This is a genomic window from Arthrobacter sp. zg-Y40, assembly GCF_020731535.1.
Taxonomy (GTDB): Bacteria; Actinomycetota; Actinomycetes; order Actinomycetales; family Micrococcaceae; genus Arthrobacter_B.
Genome location: NZ_JAJFZS010000001.1, coordinates 620,286 through 635,273, shown reverse-complemented (window position 1 = coordinate 635,273; position 14,988 = coordinate 620,286). Strand labels below are relative to the sequence as shown.

Sequence of the window (14,988 nt, the reverse complement as noted above, 5' to 3'; positions counted from 1 at the left end):
TGGAGGGAAAGAACTTCCACTATGGTTACTCCAGCCACTACAGTAGGGACAAACGGGGCCGGACTCACGTCGCCGTGGCGTATTACGCGATGTCTTTCAGCTCAGTATTCTCCAATGCCGAGCTGCGGGAGCGGCAGCTAATGAGCAAAGGGACAGGGATAAATGGCAGACGAGGGAAACTTCTCGGATGTGCGGTTTCTGACGGTGTCGGAAGTCGCCGATGTCATGCGCGTTTCCAAAATGACGGTCTACCGGCTGGTCCACTCAGGTGAGCTGCCGGCGGTCCGCTTTGGCCGGTCCTACCGGGTTCCGGAGTCGGCCGTGCAGAAGGTGCTTCGAGACGCCGTCATTGACCGGCGTTCCGACACCGCGTGAGGAAGCAGCACGCCAGCGGTTCCATGCTGTCAATTACCGCAGCGCCGACGCTGTACCCTGTTAAGGAACGTTTTAATCGTCGCAAGTAACTACCGGCGTGCACTCCCTGCGGCCTTGGGCCGCAGGGGATGGATACCGGTGACTCCTAATTAGTTTGTGAGGACTCTGTGGGTTCAGTAATCAAGAAGCGCCGCAAGCGTATGGCCAAGAAGAAGCACCGCAAGCTGCTTCGCAAGACCCGCCACCAGCGCCGCAATAAGAAGTAACCACTTCTCCGCGACCGCTGTCAGCGTCCCGTGCAGTTTGCCGGTCCGCTGTGGCAGAGCCCGCCAGTCTTCCGGGACGGCGGGCTTCGGCTTTTAAGGCGTGCTTCGGCTCAGCGGCCGCGGACCCGGGTGAAGCCCCGCCAGAGGCCGTAGGCGGCGCCGGCCACGGTTGCGGACTTCAGGCCCAAGGTTGCTGCCCTGCGGCCGGAGCGGAAGTCATAAACGGGCCAGTTGCGTTCGCGGGCGTGACGGCGCAGCCGGGCGTCCGGGTTGATGGCTACCGGATGACCCACCATGCTCAGCAACGGAACGTCGTTATAGGAGTCGCTGTAGGCCCAGCAGTTTTCCAGCTCCAGGCCTTCCTTTTCCGCCAGTGCCAAAACGCCGTCGGCCTTGGCCTGCCCGTGGAGGAACTCGCCCACCAGCCGCCCGGTATAGAGGCCGTCGGATACCTCGCTGACCGTGCCCAGGGCACCCGTGAGGTTGAGCCGCGACGCGATCACCGAAGCGACCTCCACCGGGGTTCCGGTCACCAGCCATACCGGCCTGCCGGACTTCATGTGCTGCTGGGTCAGGGCGCGGGTGCCGGGCCATATTTTTGAGACGATCATCTCGTCGTAGACCTCTTCACCAAGCGTGCGGACATCTTCCGACGACAGTCCGATGGCGAAGGCCAGTGCCGCGTCCCGGACCGAGTGGACGTCCTTGAGGTTCTCGCCCTGGAGCATGAAACGCAGCTGCTTGCCGGCAAAGCCGGCGGCTTCCCGCAGGGTAAAGACTTTCCGCTGGTGCAACTTGCGGCCCACATGGAACAGGCTGGCTCCGCGCATCAGCGTGTTGTCCACATCGAAGAAGGCCGCCTCGCCCGGCTTGCCCGCTGCAGACGTGGTCCCGCTGGCTCGGACTGCAGTGGATCGGGGCATATTCCGAGTCTACGCAAATCCAGGCCCGGGCGCGGAAATCGCGAGGTTTGGCGCTATTTTGGAACTATGAGCGAATCCGCCGGACCCGAAGTTGTCCTCCTGACCCGACCGGGCTGCCACCTGTGTGAAGAGGCCCGGTTAGTGCTCAAGCGCGTGGGCGGGGAACTGGGCGTGCCCTGGCAGGAGCAAAATGCCGAGGAAGCCCCCGAACTCGCGGCCCGTTTCGGCGAGGAGATACCGGTGCTGTTCATCGACGGTGTGCAAAGGGATTTTTGGACCATCGATGAAACGCGCCTCAGACGGCTGCTGGGGGCATGATGATGCCGGAAGAAGCCCGCTCAGCCGAGGAGCAGACCGCTATGGAACGGGAAACCGCAAACAGCGACCAGGCCCCGCCGGCCGCCAGGCCCGGAACCCAGCGGCATATCCCTCCGGCGTCGCTGGCCCGCCTGACCATTTATCTGCGTGCCTTGTCCGTGATGCTCGCTGACGGCATAGAGCGGGTGTCCTCCGAGGAGCTGGCTGAGGCAGCGGGAGTGAACTCCCCGAAGCTGCGCAAGGACCTCTCCTACCTGGGCTCCTATGGGACCCGGGGGGTGGGATACGACGTGCCGTACCTGAGCGGGCAGATCTCTGCGGCCTTGGGACTGACGCTGAACTGGCGGGTGGCGATAGTGGGTGCAGGCAACCTGGGGCGTGCACTGGCCGGCTATCCCGGTTTCGGCAGCCGCGGCTTCGAAGTGGTGGCCCTTTTCGATGCGGACCAGATGGTAATCGGCCAGGAGGTCGGCTGGTTGAAGATCAGCCCCATCCAGTCGCTCGAAACCGTGCTGGTGAAAACGCGGGCGAACATGGCGGTGCTCTCCGTCCCGGCCGACGTCGCCCAGGAACTGTGCGACCGGCTGGTGGCGTCCGGCATCACCAGCATCCTCAGCTTCGCGCCGGTGGTGCTGCAGGCACCGCCGAACGTCCAGATCCGCAAGGTGGACATGGCTACGGAACTGCAGATCCTGGCCTACCATGCCCAGCGGGCCCAGGTATCGGAGATCGCATCCGACGCGCGGGCCCGTCTGGCACGCTAAACAGCGTCCGGGCGGGCCGGCTCTGCCCGGCCCGGAGATACGACGTCGGGCTCCGGGTTATCCATTCCGTGACCTGCGGTGTAGTCCTGCTGCGCGTCGACCTGTGCGGCGCTGCGGCGCGGGGAACGGAACCATGGAGCCGCGCCCTTGGTGAAGGTCAAGCCAGCCCCCAGGGCGGCGGCTGCTGCGGCGGCCGTTTGAACGCCTGTGCCCGCCGGGATGGCGTACGCCAGAGCTGCCACTGCCAGTATGGCTGCCGTCACCTGGGCCCAGCGGCGTTTTTCCCAAATGCAGACGGCAAGCAGGAGCGCGACGCCGAAGAACACCAGGGCGTAGGCCACTTCCACGATCGCCACGGCCCTGACGTATTGCGAACCGTTGACGCCGAACCGTTCGAGGATGGACAGCACCCCCGGCAGGGACTCCGGAACGGGAAGGCGGGAAACCGCTGCGAAGGTGTCACCGAGGTTGAGCGCGCCCGCACCGGCAACACAAGTACAGGAAATTGCGATGAAGGGCACCGGGTTGCCCGTGGCAGAGGGGAGCTTTTTTCGCATCCACCGGGCCGCGGCCCGCGTCTGAGCAGCAGCGGTCCGGGCACCGGTCTGGACCTGGTGGGCCCCGGCTTGGATTGCGCGGGACGTGGCGTGTGCGCCGGCTTGGATGCGCAGGGATGCTGCTTGTGCGCCGGCGTGGATGTGGCGCGAGGTGGTTTGGGCGCTGACCTGGACTCGGTGTGCTCCGGCGCGGGCTGTGCGGGTGGTGGCGTGGGCGCCGGCGCGGGCTGTGCGGGTGGTGGCGTGTGCGCCGGCTTGGATGCGCAGGGATGCTGCTTGTGCGCCGGCGTGGATGTGGCGCGAGGTGGTTTGGGCGCTGACCTGGACTCGGTGTGCTCCGGCGCGGGCTGTGCGGGTGGTGGCGTGGGCGCCGGCTTGGATGCGCAGGGATGCTGCGTGTGCGCCGGCGTGGATGTGGCGTGAGGTGGTTTGGGCGCCGGTCTGGACAAGGTGTGCTCCGGCGCGCGCGCCTGCTTGGGTCCGCTCGGCACCTGCGCGCAGCCGAAGCGCCGCTATGTGCAACCCGATGCGGAGCCACGCCTGGAGTCCCCGTGCTCCGGCGAGGAGCCACCGGCCCACCCCCCTGGCCCCGGCGGCCAGCCAAGCAGTAAGTCCCAGGACTCCTTTCCGGAACCACAAGGCCAATACTTCTTCCTCATTCCGTGAGGGGCCTCCGGCTGCGGCAGCGCTGTCCAGAGCGTTGCTGTCCAGGGCTTCGCTGTTATCCATACCCTTCGGCAGATTCTTCGACGGCGGATGCGGCGGGGGAGCCGGGAAGGTGAAATCATTCACCGGTTCTGTCAGTTGCCCCTGATGGTTTTGGCGTCGGCGGTTAGGAAGAAGTGAGGCCATGGTGATCCCCTTCGCGGCGGAAACGGCGTCTCCGGAGGCGACTGCGGGCAGGGCCGCGCTTCCGGGAGAATACCTAACGCTACGCGGGCACTGAAGCCGTGTGACCACCCCTGCGCTGAACCCGCAGCGGGAAGGGAAAAGTCCCGCCGCAAACCGGCGGGACTATCCATATTGCAGTCCGGGGCCTTCCGGGGGCCCTTCCTGGACTCGCCGGGTCAATACGGCGGGTACAGGGGTGTGGTGCGGAAATAAGGGTTGGAGGGGGTGAGATAGAGCATCACAATGCCCGCAATGCCCAGCAGGCTGGAGAGCAGTGAGAGCAGCCCCAGCGGTGAGGTGAAGTACGTGGCGGCCATGGTGATGATGCCGATCAGGGCGAAGGCAGCGAACACGGTCCCCAGGATCCGGGCCCAGTTTTTCCCCCTCCGGACAAAGACGGCTATCAGGATGTAGAAGCCGAAACCGATCAGGGCGACCACAATGCCAAAGCTCACCAGGAAGGAATTCACGCTGGTGGGGGTCATGCCCGAGTCTGTGAGTGTCTGCTGCTCTTCGGGCGTGAGCAGCGAGGGCAGGCTGAAGGAAGTAATGATGTTGTTGATCAGGCTCAGGACGCCGGCAGCGAGGATGAGCCAGGATCCGATCACCACTTCCCGCGGAGCCGGTCCCTTGGGAGCACGTTTACCCATACCGCCGCCGGGATAGGCGTACCCGGAGGGCTGTGCCGCCTGATATCCGTACGGCCCGGAGGCGTACTGGCCGTACTGGGGCTCGGGGCGCGTGCCGCCTCCCGGCTGCGGGGATCCGTAAGGGTTCGGAGTGCCGGGGGCACCGGCGGGTGGAGGGTTGTTTTCGCGACCTGGCTCGGGAGCGTTCTCAGGTGTAGTCATGTCCGCCTGCTAACTGGTTGGAGTCTTAGGCGGCTGGGCGGTTTGTTGCTCCGGCAGGGGCGGCCGGGGCGCCCCCCAGCCGAGCCTCCAGCCTATCGCGGCAGCGGCTGCGGGGTCAGGGGTCGCTGAAAGCCCGACGGTCGCCGGAAGATAAACGGCACCGGGTACTAAACGGCACCCGGCGCTAAACGGCAGCCCGGCGCTAAACAGCGACCAGACAGCAAAAAGGCAGCCCCGGACCGATGTGGTCCGGGGCTGCCTGGGGGTATTGCCCTGCGCCGTATGGCTAACGCGGTGGTGCCGGGCGGTTACGCTGCGATGAAGGCAGCGTCCACGTTGATGGTGACCTTGTCTCCCACCAGCACGCCGCCGGTTTCCAGGGCGGCGTTCCAGGTCAGGCCGAAGTCCTTGCGGCTGATCACGGTGCTGGCGGAGAAGCCGGAGCGGGTGGCGCCGAAGGGATCCACTGCAACGCCGTTGAATTCGGTGTCCAGGACCACGGTGCGGGTGATGCCCTTGATGGTGAGGTCGCCGGTGACCTTGTAATCGGACCCGGAACCCTCGATGCCGGTGGCGGCGAAGGTCAGTTCCGGGAACTGCTCGGCATCGAAGAAGTCGGCGCTCTTGACGTGGCCGTCGCGGTTGGCGTCATTGGAGTTGAAGGAATCCGCTGCGATGACGGCGGTTACGGCGGTGTCCGCCAGGGTCTCGCCGATGGTCAGGGTAGCGTCCACCTTGTCGAAGTTTCCGCGGACCTTGCTGATGCCCGCGTGGCGGACGGTGAAGCCGACTTCGCTGTGTGAAGCATCAAAGTTCCAGGTTCCGGTGGTGAGGCCGCTGGGGATCATGGGAGAACTCCTTCTGTGACAGTGCCGCGGGAGGGCTCCCGGAGCATCTTCATGCATTTGCATTTAGTGTTGCACGGTTTGGTTAAACGTTCAAGTTAATTGGGTTCCTGATCTCCGATAATTTAGCGGCTGGCTCCAACTCTGCGAAACTGGGACACATGTCCCGCTCATCCATACATCTCGTACGCCACGGTGAAGTCTTTAATCCGGACAAGGTTCTCTACGGGCGCTTGCCGGAGTTCCACTTGTCCGATCTTGGCCGCCGGATGGCGGACCGTGTGGCGGAACACTTCAGCGACCAGCGCAGCCAAGGGGCCAACCTGGTTCACCTGGTTGCTTCCCCGCTGACCCGTGCCCAGGAAACCGCTGCCCCGATTGCGGCCGCCCTTGGACTGGAGATCGTCACGGAAGAGCGGATCCTTGAAGCCGAAAACCGCTTCGAGGGAATGTCGCGCATCCAGAGCAAGCTGCGCAACCCCCGCTATTGGCCGCTGCTGCGCAATCCCATGCGTCCGTCCTGGGGCGAACCGTATGCCAAGCAGGTGGCGCGCGTGATGGCCGCCGTCGACGACGCGCGGATGCGTGCGGTGGAAGTGGGCGGGGACAACGCGGAGGCGATCCTGGTCAGCCACCAGCTGCCCATCTGGGTGACCCGCCTCGCTGCGGAAGGCAAGAAGCTCTGGCATGACCCGCGCCAGCGTGAATGTACTCTCACTTCCGTCACCACCCTGGACTTCGACGGCGCGGTCCTGACGGGTGTGCGGTACGCCGAGCCCAGTGCCGACCTGCTGCCCGGTGCTGCAAACGTGCCCGGCGCATAATAGAATTACTACGCGTTGTAGAAGTGGCTTCTCCGTGCCGCGATGAAAGCTGGAAATCCTTGAAGAACCGTCAGAGCCCTGCGGGGGACCTAGGCCGCCGCTCGTTCCTGCGCCTCGGCGCCGGACTAGCCCTCAGCGTCCCCTTTGCCGCTGCCGTCGCCGGCTGCTCCACGGATGACCCCCTGGCCGAGCAGGCCAACGCCGGAGACAACAAGAACTACATTGCCGGAGACGGCTCAGTCACCGAGTACGCCCCCGGCGACCGCGGCGATGCCGTGGAGTTCAGTGCCACACTTTTTGACGGCACCGAAGTGAATTCCGCTGACTGGGCCGGCGACGTCGTGGTCCTCAACTTCTGGTACGCGGCCTGCGCCCCGTGCCGGAAGGAAGCCCCGGACCTGGTTGAGCTGCACAATACCTTTGAGCCCGAGGGTGCGCGTTTCTACGGCGTGAACATCCGGGACGAGGCGGCCACGGCCGAGGCCTTCGAACGGAACTTCAACATTCCCTACCCGAGCTTCATGGACAAGGACGGCGGCGTGCTGCTGGCCATGACCAGCTATGTCCCGCCGCAGGCCGTGCCCACCACCCTGGTGCTGGACCGGCAGGGCCGCGTGGCAGCCCGCATCCTCGGACTCGCTGAAAAGGGCACCCTGAAGGCCCTGATCAGCGACGCGCTGGCTGCGTAAGGGCCGTGTCCTTCCTTCCCGCCGCGCTGGCTCCTGCCGCTGAGTCCACCGCCAACGCCTTTGCCGACACGGTGCTGAACGGGTCCGTGCTGCTGGCTATCCCCGTGGCTGCGCTGGCCGGCCTCGTCTCCTTCCTGTCCCCGTGTGTGCTCCCCCTCGTTCCGGGGTATCTCGGCTACGTCACCGGACTCACCGGGGTGGACCTGCAAAAGCAGCGCCGCGGCCGCATGTTCGCGGGTATCGGCCTGTTCGTGCTGGGTTTCTCCGCGGTCTTCGTTGCCCTGGGTGCCGGGATCGGCCAGCTTGGCGCCTGGTTGAAGGGCTCCGAACAGGGCTGGATCCCGCAGGTCCTGGGCGTGGTGGTAGTGCTGCTGGGCATTGTCTTTATGGGCGGCATGAGCTGGTTCCAGCGTGATCGCAAGATCGAGGCAAAGCCCCCGGCCGGGCTGTGGGGTGCGCCCGTCCTGGGCATCACCTTCGGTCTGGGCTGGGCACCGTGCATCGGCCCGACCCTTTCAGCCGTGCAGTTGCTGTCCTTTTCCGGCAGCGACGCCAGCGCCGCCAAAGGTGCGCTGCTGACCTTCGTCTACTGCCTGGGCCTGGGGCTGCCGTTCCTGCTGATAGCCGTCGGATTCCGGCGGGGCATGGGCGCCCTGGGAATCTTCCGGCGGCACCGGCTCGCGCTGCAGCGTTTCGGCGGAGGCATGCTGATCATCCTGGGCGTGCTGATGATCAGCGGCGTCTGGAACATGTGGATCAACCAGCTCCAAGGTTGGTTGGGTAACGTGACCCTGCCGATCTGATGCACTCAAAGACAGACAGTGAGACCAGAGGAACCATGAGAACACCTAGACCCCGGAATCGGTTGACGTGAAAGCACTGAAGGACCGCCCGTCCAAGTCCCGCCCGCAGAAGGGCCGCAGGGACGACGTCGCGCTGCCCGCCCTGGGCGTGTGGGGGACGCTGCGGTGGGCCTGGGGCCAGCTGACCAGCATGAAGACGGCACTGTTCCTGCTGCTGCTGCTGGCAGTGGCCGCCGTTCCGGGATCCCTGTTCCCGCAGCGCCCGGCAAATCCGTCAGTGGTGACGCAATACATCAAGGACAATCCCGGCACCGGGCCCTGGCTGGACCGCTTCCAGCTTTTCGACGTGTACTCCTCCGTCTGGTTCTCGGCAATCTACCTGCTGCTGTTCATCTCCCTGATCGGCTGCGTTATTCCGCGGGCCAAAGCGCACTACAAGGCACTGCGTTCCAAGCCGCCGCGCACCCCGAGCAGGCTTTCCCGGATGCCCGAATACGGCACCATGGCGATTCCCGCCGGTTCGCTGACCCCTGCCGAAGCAGTGCGCGACGCCGCGAAGATCCTGCGCCGGCGCGGCTACCGGGTGGATATCCGGGATGAAGACGGGGAACGGCCCTCGGTCAGTGCCGAGCGCGGCTTCGCGAAGGAACTGGGCAACCTGATGTTCCACACCTGCCTGATCGGGGTCCTCGCCTCGGTGGCCGTGGGCGGCTTGTTCGGTTACAGCGGCCAGAAAATCGTGGTGGAGGGTGAGTCCTTCGTGAACACACTGGTCAGCTACGACACCTTCACCCCGGGCTCCAACTTCAGCGAAAACCAGCTGAGCCCTTACTCGCTGACCCTGGACAAGTTCGACGTCGAGTTTGACCGCGAATCCGAGACGCACTTCGGCCAGCCGCTGGACTTCACCGCCAGCATGACCGTGAAGGACGGCCCCGACGCCGAGGAACAGAAGCAGGTCCTGAAGGTCAACTCACCCCTGACCCTGGGCGGCACCCGCGTGTACCTGGTTGGCAACGGCTATGCGCCCATGGTCACGGTGCGCGACGGCGAGGGCAACGTGGCGCTGGAGGGCCCGGTTGTCGCCGTGCCCACCGACGGCGTGTACACCTCGCTGGCCGTTATCAAGGCACCCGACGCCAAGCCGGACCAGTTGGGCTTTGTGGGCTTCTTCCTGCCCAGTGCAGCCATGGACGAGACCGGCGTGAGCTATTCCTATGATCCGGATCCGCTGGAACCGCAGCTGAACCTGAACTCCTACTACGGTGACCTGGGCCTGGACGAAGGTGTCCCGTCCAACGTCTACGTGCTGGAGACCGAGGACCTGACCCCGCTGAACAACCGCGACCTGCCTGCCGGCGGCATTGTGCTGGATGCCAACGAGACGTACGAGCTGCCGGACGGCAAGGGCTCCATCAGCTTCGACGGGCTCAAGCGCTACGCCGCCCTGGATATCCACTACGATCCGGGAAAGACCGGGGCACTGGTGTTCTCGGTGCTGTCCCTTTCCGGCCTGGCCGCTTCGCTGTTCCTCGCGCGGCGGCGGGTATGGGTTCGCGCGGGAGCACACCCGGACGGCCGTACCATGGTCGAGTACGGGTTGCTTGCCCGCGGCGAGGATCCCCGGCTGACCGGTGAAGCAGCTGCTATCCGTGGCCTGTTGGCTGAAAAGTGGCTGGTGCCGCAGGGCACTGAAGGACAAAATGTTGAGCGGGCCGACGTATCCGCAAACACGGCGGCGGAGTCCGGCCACGAGGCCGGGAACCCCGCACCCCCCGCATCGAATGATGAACCAGGTAAGGACCGGTAATGGACCCCATCGATTACGACCTCGCGCGCTACAGCGAGTTGTTTATGCTGCTTGCGGCCTTCACCTACACGGTCGCCTTCCTGGCCTTTGCGTGGGACCTGGCCAAGAGCAGCAAGATCATCCAGACGGTGGAGAACCGGGTGGAGCAGAAGAACGCAGTGCGTGAAACAGTTCCCGCCGGCAACGGCAACGCCCGGGACTGGGATGCCGAGGCAAGCCGGGGTTCGCAGACCGCAGACGCAGGCATGGGCTACGGCGGTCCGCGGCGCAACGCCGCACGGGTGGGCGTTGCCCTGACCGTGCTGGCTGCCGCCATCCACGCTGCCGCCGTCCTGTGCCGCGGCATGGCGGCCCACCGCGTGCCGTGGGGCAACATGTACGAGTTCTGCACCACCGGCGCCCTGGTGGTGGCCGTGGTCTTCCTGCTGGTGATCACCCGCCGCGACCTGCGCTTCCTGGGCACCTTCGTGCTGGGGCTGGTCCTGGTCATGATGATGGCCGCCACCATCGGTTTCCCCACCCCGGTGGCGCACCTGGTACCCGCCCTGCAGAGCTACTGGCTGATCATCCACGTGTCGGTGGCCGTGCTGGCTTCGTCGCTCTTCACCCTGACGTTCGCCATGTCCGTACTGCAGCTGCTGCAGGCGGACCGTGAATCCCGTATCCGCTCCGGCCGGCCCGCACGGATGGCGTTCATGCGCATTGTTCCGTCCGCGCAGAGCCTGGAAAACCTGTCCTACCGCATCAACGCCGTGGCCTTTGTGCTGTGGACCTTCACGCTGATGGCCGGGGCCATCTGGGCCGAGCAGGCCTGGGGCCGGTACTGGGGCTGGGACACCAAGGAAGTGTGGACCTTCGTGATCTGGGTGGTCTACGCCGGCTACCTGCACGCACGCGCCACCCGCGGCTGGACCGGAACCCGCGCTGCCTGGCTGTCGATCGTCGGCTACCTGTGCGTGATCTTCAACTTCGGAATCGTCAACGTGTTCTTCTCCGGCCTGCACAGCTACTCCGGCCTGTAAGGCACTGAAGCCCTAACGCACCAACGGTCAATAACGCACCAACGCGGAAGGCCCCGTCCCGGATCTCCGGGACGGGGCCTTCCGCGTTACAGGGTTCCGGCATCGCCGGGGTGCTGCGGCTGAAAAGGGGCGTGCAGCCTAGGCGCCCGGCAGGCCGTCGTCGTTCTGCTTGCCGCTGTCATTCTGCTTTCCGCTGCCTTCCTCGCGTGCTTTCAGCTCCGCTTCGCGGCGTGCGGCCTCTTTCTGTGCCTGGCGGCGGCGGCTCTCCAAGTTGCGCAGGAAGTCCGGGTCGTCGTCGGGGGCGGCAGGACGGCGCGGCTCCCTGGGCCCGGAACCCCCGCCGGTGGGACGGCCGAACAGGAACCACAGCAGGGCGCCGAGGACCGGGACCAGAATGATGGCGAACAGCCAGGAAACCTTGGAGATGCTGCGCACTTCGTTCGAGCGGGACATGATGCACTCGATGACGGCGTAGATGATCACGGCAGCGACAATAATGACGCCGAACAACACAAGACGGGGCATACCAACAGTGTAGAGGAGGGGCGCCTGCCCGGTCCTTTGGCGGCGAAAGGAACAGCAGGGGTACCCAGCGCCTAGAATGAAGGCGTGGCTTTCTGGAAATTTACTGCACTCCGCCTTGGTTTGGTGGCCGTTTTCTTTGCGATCAGCATCTGGCTGGGGCTGGGCATTGTGCCCTCGGCGCTGGCGGCCGCGGTTATCGCCTGGTGCGTGACCTATCTGTTTGCACGCAACATGCGCGATGAAGCCGCACGCACGGTACAGCGCCGGTTCACCCAGGAACGCGCACCCAAGCGCAACCGCGGCGAACTTGACGACGCCGCGGCGGAGGACGGCATGGTGGCGGACCGTCCCGGCGTCGAAACCGACGCGGACCGCCGCCGCGACGCCTAGCCCCGCAACGGCTTAGGCTGCACCGTGCTGACCCGGCCTAGGCCAGGATGCGGGTGATCACCAGTCCCGCGGCGTAAAGCACGCTGAAGCCCAGGTTGATCAAGCCCGTGTGTTTCAGCACCGGAACCAGGCTGCGGCCGGTCTTGCCGGTGAGCATCAGCCCGGCCGGCAGGATGCAGGCCGGCACCAGCAGCAGCACCAGCAGGAGCCAGGGGTAACTGCCGACAATAAACAGCGGCAGCAGCAGTGCCACCGCCAGCATCATGACGTAGCTGATCCGGGCCGGACCGTCGCCCAGCCGGACTGCCAGGGTGCGCTTGCCGGCCACCCGGTCCGTGGGAATGTCCCGGACGTTGTTGGCCATCAGCAGTGCCACGGCAATCAGTCCGGTGCCTACGGCGCCCAGCACGGCGGCAGCGTTGATTTCCAGTGCCTGGGTGTAGGTGGTGCCCAGCGTGGCCACCAGGCCGAAGAACACAAAGACGAACACGTCGCCCAGGCCCATGTAGCCGTAAGGGTTTTTGCCGCCGGTGTAGCCCCAGGCCGCCGCCACGCAGCCGATCCCGACCAGGATCAGGAACCACGTGGAGGAGAGCACCACCAGGCCCAGACCGGCGACCATTGCTGCGCCGAAGCAGCCGAAGGCCGCGTACTTGACCTGCTTGGGGGTCGCCAGCCGGGAGCCGGTCAGGCGAAGCGGTCCCACCCGGTTGTCGTCGGTGCCGCGGATGCCGTCGGAATAGTCATTGGCGTAGTTGACGCCTATCTGCAGCAGGACGGCAACCAGTGCAGCCAGTACGGCACGCAGGGGCGAGAAGGCTCCGAGGTCATAGGCGGCGGCGGAGCCGATAATCACCGGCGCGACTGCCATCGGCAGCGTCCGGGGCCGGGCGCCTTCTATCCATTGGGCGGCTGTAGCCACAGTTGTAATCCTTAATTTTTCTTCGGTTTTGGAGAGTTGTACCCGGCGGTTCAGTGCCGTGCGGCGGCGAGCAGCCGCAGCAGGGTCATCCGGTCCGCCTTGCCGTTGGGCAGCAGGGGCAGGGATTCCAGCAGCAGGACCACCTTCGGCACTGCCGCGGCGCCCAGCCGGGCGCGGACGGCGTCGCGGACCAGTTCAGGGTCAACACTGCCAACGACGGCGGCGCCCACCCGGGCGCCCCACTCGGCGTCCTCGAGGCCCAGGACAAAGGCCTGCTCCACCCCGGCCACGGTTTCGACCGCTTCGGCCACCACCTGCGCGGAGACCTTGACGCCGCCGCTGACAATTACGTCATCCAGCCGGCCGGATACGCTGACCCGTCCCTCGCCGTCGACCGTCCCGGTGTCATCCGTGCGGAACCAGCGCCGGCCGGAGTTGAACCGGAAACGGTCCCGGGTAAGCTCCGGACGGCCCATGTACCCGTCGGCGAGCACGTCACCGGCTATCCACAGCCGGCCGTCTTCGCGGATCACGTCGACGCCGGGCAGCGGAAGCCCGTTGTAGACGCAGCCGCCGCAGGTTTCGCTCATGCCGTAGGTGGTGACCACGTTCAGCCCAAGGCTGCCGGCCTTTTCCAGCAGCGCAGCACCGGCCGGAGCTCCGCCGAGCAGGATCGCATTGAAACGCCGCAGCACGCGCAGCGTCTCCGGGGCAGGATCCTGCAGCAACCGGTGCAGCTGGGTGGGCACCAGCGAGGTGAAGCGGTTGCGGTCCGTCATGTCTTCGGCGGCGCGGGTGAAGACTTCCGCGGTGAACGGGACGGACAGGTCCATAAAGACCGGCTGTGTCCCGGCGTAGAGGGACCGCACCAGGACTTGGATGCCGGCAATGTAGTTCACCGGCAGGGCCGCCAGCCACTGGCCGTCCGCTTCCAGCGCCACCGCAGTGGCCATGGAGGAGGCGGCCAGGGCATCGCTGCTGAGCATGGTCTGCTTGGGGGTGCCGGTGGACCCGGAGGTGCTGATCACCAGGGCAATGTCGTCATTGGGCAGCTCGCCCTCGAACGCCTGGCCCGGGTCGGTGTGCGGCGCGACGGCGGGGCCTTCCCCGGCCAGCGCGTCGGCCAGCGGGGCAAGCAGCATGCCGGCATCGAAGCCGGGCCTGGTGAGGACTGGGAGCAGTTCCAATGCGGTCCTAGAAGTAGTAGGGGAATGAGGACCAGTCCGGGTCGCGTTTGGCCAGGAATGCTTCCTTGCCCTCCACCGCCTCGTCCGTCATATAGGCCAACCGGGTGGCTTCGCCGGCGAAGACCTGCTGCCCGGCCAAGCCGTCGTCGGCCAGGTTAAAGGCGAACTTCAGCATCCGGATGGCCTGCGGGGACTGCCGGGCTATATCGGCAGCGTACTCCAACGCCGTTTTTTCGAGGTCCTCGTGGTCCACGGCTTCATTGACCGCACCCATGGCCACCATGTCCTCGGCGGAGTATTCACGGGCGAGGAAGAAGATTTCACGGGCTTTTTTCTGGCCGATCTGCCGGGCGAGCAGCGCCGAGCCGTATCCGGCGTCGAAGCTGCCCACTGTGGCGTCGGTCTGCTTGAATTTTCCGTGCTGGCGGGAAGCGATGGTCAAATCGGCAACCACATGGAGGCTGTGCCCGCCGCCGGCGGCCCAGCCGTTCACCACGGCAATAACCACCTTGGGCATGGTGCGGATGAGCCGCTGGACTTCCAGGATGTGCAGCCGCCCCGCGCGTGCCGGGTCAATGGTCTCCTTGGTTTCCCCTTCTGCATAGCGGTAGCCGTCACGGCCGCGGATCCGCTGGTCGCCGCCGGAGCAGAACGAGTGGCCGCCGTCCTTGGGGGAGGGGCCGTTGCCGGTGAGCAGGACGGTGGCGACGTCGGGGGTCATCCGGGCATGGTCCATGGCCCGGTACAGTTCGTCCACGGTGCCGGGGCGGAAGGCATTGCGTACCTCGGGCCGGTTGAAGGCAATCCGCACGGTCGGCAGGTCGCGCAGGACGGCGCCGTCGGCGTCGCGCTCCACCTGCCGGTGGTAGGTCATGTCCTGCAGGTCTTCGAATCCGGATACAAGACGCCACTGCTGCGGGTCGAAAATATCGGACACCTGTGCTGGAAGTTCTGTGCTCACAAACCGAGTTTATCGCCCGGCGCGGTTCGTTCCCGACAACCCGGGCAGCCCGGAACGCACCGCAA

Annotated in this window: 18 protein-coding genes; 10 read left to right on the top strand and 8 right to left on the bottom strand. The window is 65.7% G+C overall.

Annotated features, from left to right (window positions below):
• The first annotated feature begins 162 nt into the window (after positions 1 to 162).
• A complete protein-coding gene (locus LJ754_RS03010; protein ID WP_227912631.1) occupies positions 163 to 375 on the top strand; it encodes a helix-turn-helix domain-containing protein in 213 nt (70 codons plus the stop codon).
• 167 nt (positions 376 to 542) lie between these two features.
• Positions 543 to 641, top strand: a complete 99-nt coding sequence (locus LJ754_RS03005; RefSeq protein ID WP_003792170.1) for a 30S ribosomal protein bS22 — start codon at positions 543 to 545, stop codon at positions 639 to 641.
• 110 nt (positions 642 to 751) lie between these two features.
• On the opposite strand, the gene LJ754_RS03000 is transcribed toward LJ754_RS03005, so the two are convergent.
• Entirely contained in the window at positions 752 to 1,564 is an 813-nt protein-coding gene (locus LJ754_RS03000) for an HAD family hydrolase (protein WP_227925293.1), read from the bottom strand.
• A gap of 66 nt (positions 1,565 to 1,630) precedes the next feature.
• Between LJ754_RS03000 and LJ754_RS02995 the strand changes: the two genes are divergently transcribed.
• Both LJ754_RS02995 and LJ754_RS02990 read left to right on the top strand, forming a co-directional pair.
• Positions 1,631 to 1,882 (top strand): glutaredoxin family protein, encoded by a 252-nt coding sequence (locus tag LJ754_RS02995; protein WP_227912633.1) that lies wholly within the window; start codon positions 1,631 to 1,633, stop codon positions 1,880 to 1,882.
• Between the two features lie 41 nt (positions 1,883 to 1,923).
• On the top strand, positions 1,924 to 2,646 hold the full coding sequence (locus LJ754_RS02990) for a redox-sensing transcriptional repressor Rex (protein WP_227912634.1): 723 nt from the start codon (positions 1,924 to 1,926) through the stop codon (positions 2,644 to 2,646).
• Here LJ754_RS02990 and LJ754_RS02985 read toward each other — a convergent pair.
• The 3 genes from LJ754_RS02985 to LJ754_RS02975 form a co-directional block, all read right to left on the bottom strand.
• Positions 2,643 to 3,932, bottom strand: coding sequence for a hypothetical protein (locus tag LJ754_RS02985; RefSeq protein WP_227925292.1), 1,290 nt, complete (start codon positions 3,930 to 3,932; stop codon positions 2,643 to 2,645). The two genes, LJ754_RS02990 and LJ754_RS02985, sit on opposite strands and share 4 nt — an antisense overlap.
• 338 nt (positions 3,933 to 4,270) lie before the next feature.
• The gene (locus LJ754_RS02980) at positions 4,271 to 4,945 is read right to left on the bottom strand and encodes a hypothetical protein (protein WP_227925290.1); all 675 of its coding nucleotides are present in this window, start codon (positions 4,943 to 4,945) and stop codon (positions 4,271 to 4,273) included.
• Positions 4,946 to 5,253: 308 nt separating this feature from the next.
• Positions 5,254 to 5,793 (bottom strand): YceI family protein, encoded by a 540-nt coding sequence (locus tag LJ754_RS02975; protein ID WP_227912637.1) that lies wholly within the window; start codon positions 5,791 to 5,793, stop codon positions 5,254 to 5,256.
• A 158-nt stretch (positions 5,794 to 5,951) separates the two neighbouring features.
• Here LJ754_RS02975 and LJ754_RS02970 point away from each other — a divergent pair, with 158 nt between their 5' ends.
• The 5 genes from LJ754_RS02970 (at position 5,952) to ccsB (ending at position 10,938) form a co-directional block, all read left to right on the top strand.
• Complete coding sequence (locus tag LJ754_RS02970; RefSeq protein ID WP_227912638.1) at positions 5,952 to 6,614, top strand: histidine phosphatase family protein; 663 nt, start codon at positions 5,952 to 5,954, stop codon at positions 6,612 to 6,614.
• A 59-nt stretch (positions 6,615 to 6,673) separates the two neighbouring features.
• Entirely contained in the window at positions 6,674 to 7,303 is a 630-nt protein-coding gene (locus LJ754_RS02965; RefSeq protein WP_442860158.1) for a redoxin domain-containing protein, read from the top strand.
• A gap of 5 nt (positions 7,304 to 7,308) precedes the next feature.
• A complete protein-coding gene (locus LJ754_RS02960; RefSeq protein WP_227925288.1) occupies positions 7,309 to 8,106 on the top strand; it encodes a cytochrome c biogenesis CcdA family protein in 798 nt (265 codons plus the stop codon).
• 76 nt (positions 8,107 to 8,182) lie between these two features.
• Positions 8,183 to 9,916: a cytochrome c biogenesis protein ResB gene (gene resB, locus LJ754_RS02955; RefSeq protein WP_227925431.1), complete on the top strand. Its 1,734-nt coding sequence runs from the start codon at positions 8,183 to 8,185 to the stop codon at positions 9,914 to 9,916.
• Entirely contained in the window at positions 9,916 to 10,938 is a 1,023-nt protein-coding gene (gene ccsB, locus LJ754_RS02950; protein WP_227912640.1) for a c-type cytochrome biogenesis protein CcsB, read from the top strand. Before resB ends, ccsB begins: the two co-directional genes overlap by 1 nt.
• A gap of 138 nt (positions 10,939 to 11,076) precedes the next feature.
• Here ccsB and LJ754_RS02945 read toward each other — a convergent pair whose 3' ends face one another.
• Entirely contained in the window at positions 11,077 to 11,463 is a 387-nt protein-coding gene (locus tag LJ754_RS02945; protein WP_227925286.1) for a PLD nuclease N-terminal domain-containing protein, read from the bottom strand.
• An 84-nt stretch (positions 11,464 to 11,547) separates the two neighbouring features.
• Between LJ754_RS02945 and LJ754_RS02940 the strand changes: the two genes are divergently transcribed.
• On the top strand, positions 11,548 to 11,853 hold the full coding sequence (locus LJ754_RS02940) for a DUF4229 domain-containing protein (RefSeq protein WP_227925284.1): 306 nt from the start codon (positions 11,548 to 11,550) through the stop codon (positions 11,851 to 11,853).
• Positions 11,854 to 11,890: 37 nt separating this feature from the next.
• Here LJ754_RS02940 and LJ754_RS02935 read toward each other — a convergent pair whose 3' ends face one another.
• Genes LJ754_RS02935 through LJ754_RS02925 form a run of 3 tightly spaced genes read right to left on the bottom strand, consistent with a single transcriptional unit; the run spans position 11,891 to position 14,923 of the window.
• On the bottom strand, positions 11,891 to 12,775 hold the full coding sequence (locus LJ754_RS02935; RefSeq protein WP_227912643.1) for a 1,4-dihydroxy-2-naphthoate polyprenyltransferase: 885 nt from the start codon (positions 12,773 to 12,775) through the stop codon (positions 11,891 to 11,893).
• A gap of 50 nt (positions 12,776 to 12,825) precedes the next feature.
• Positions 12,826 to 13,962, bottom strand: a complete 1,137-nt coding sequence (locus LJ754_RS02930; RefSeq protein WP_227925282.1) for an AMP-binding protein — start codon at positions 13,960 to 13,962, stop codon at positions 12,826 to 12,828.
• 7 nt (positions 13,963 to 13,969) lie between these two features.
• Positions 13,970 to 14,923, bottom strand: a complete 954-nt coding sequence (locus LJ754_RS02925; RefSeq protein ID WP_227925280.1) for a 1,4-dihydroxy-2-naphthoyl-CoA synthase — start codon at positions 14,921 to 14,923, stop codon at positions 13,970 to 13,972.
• Between the last annotated feature and the right edge of the window lie 65 nt (positions 14,924 to 14,988).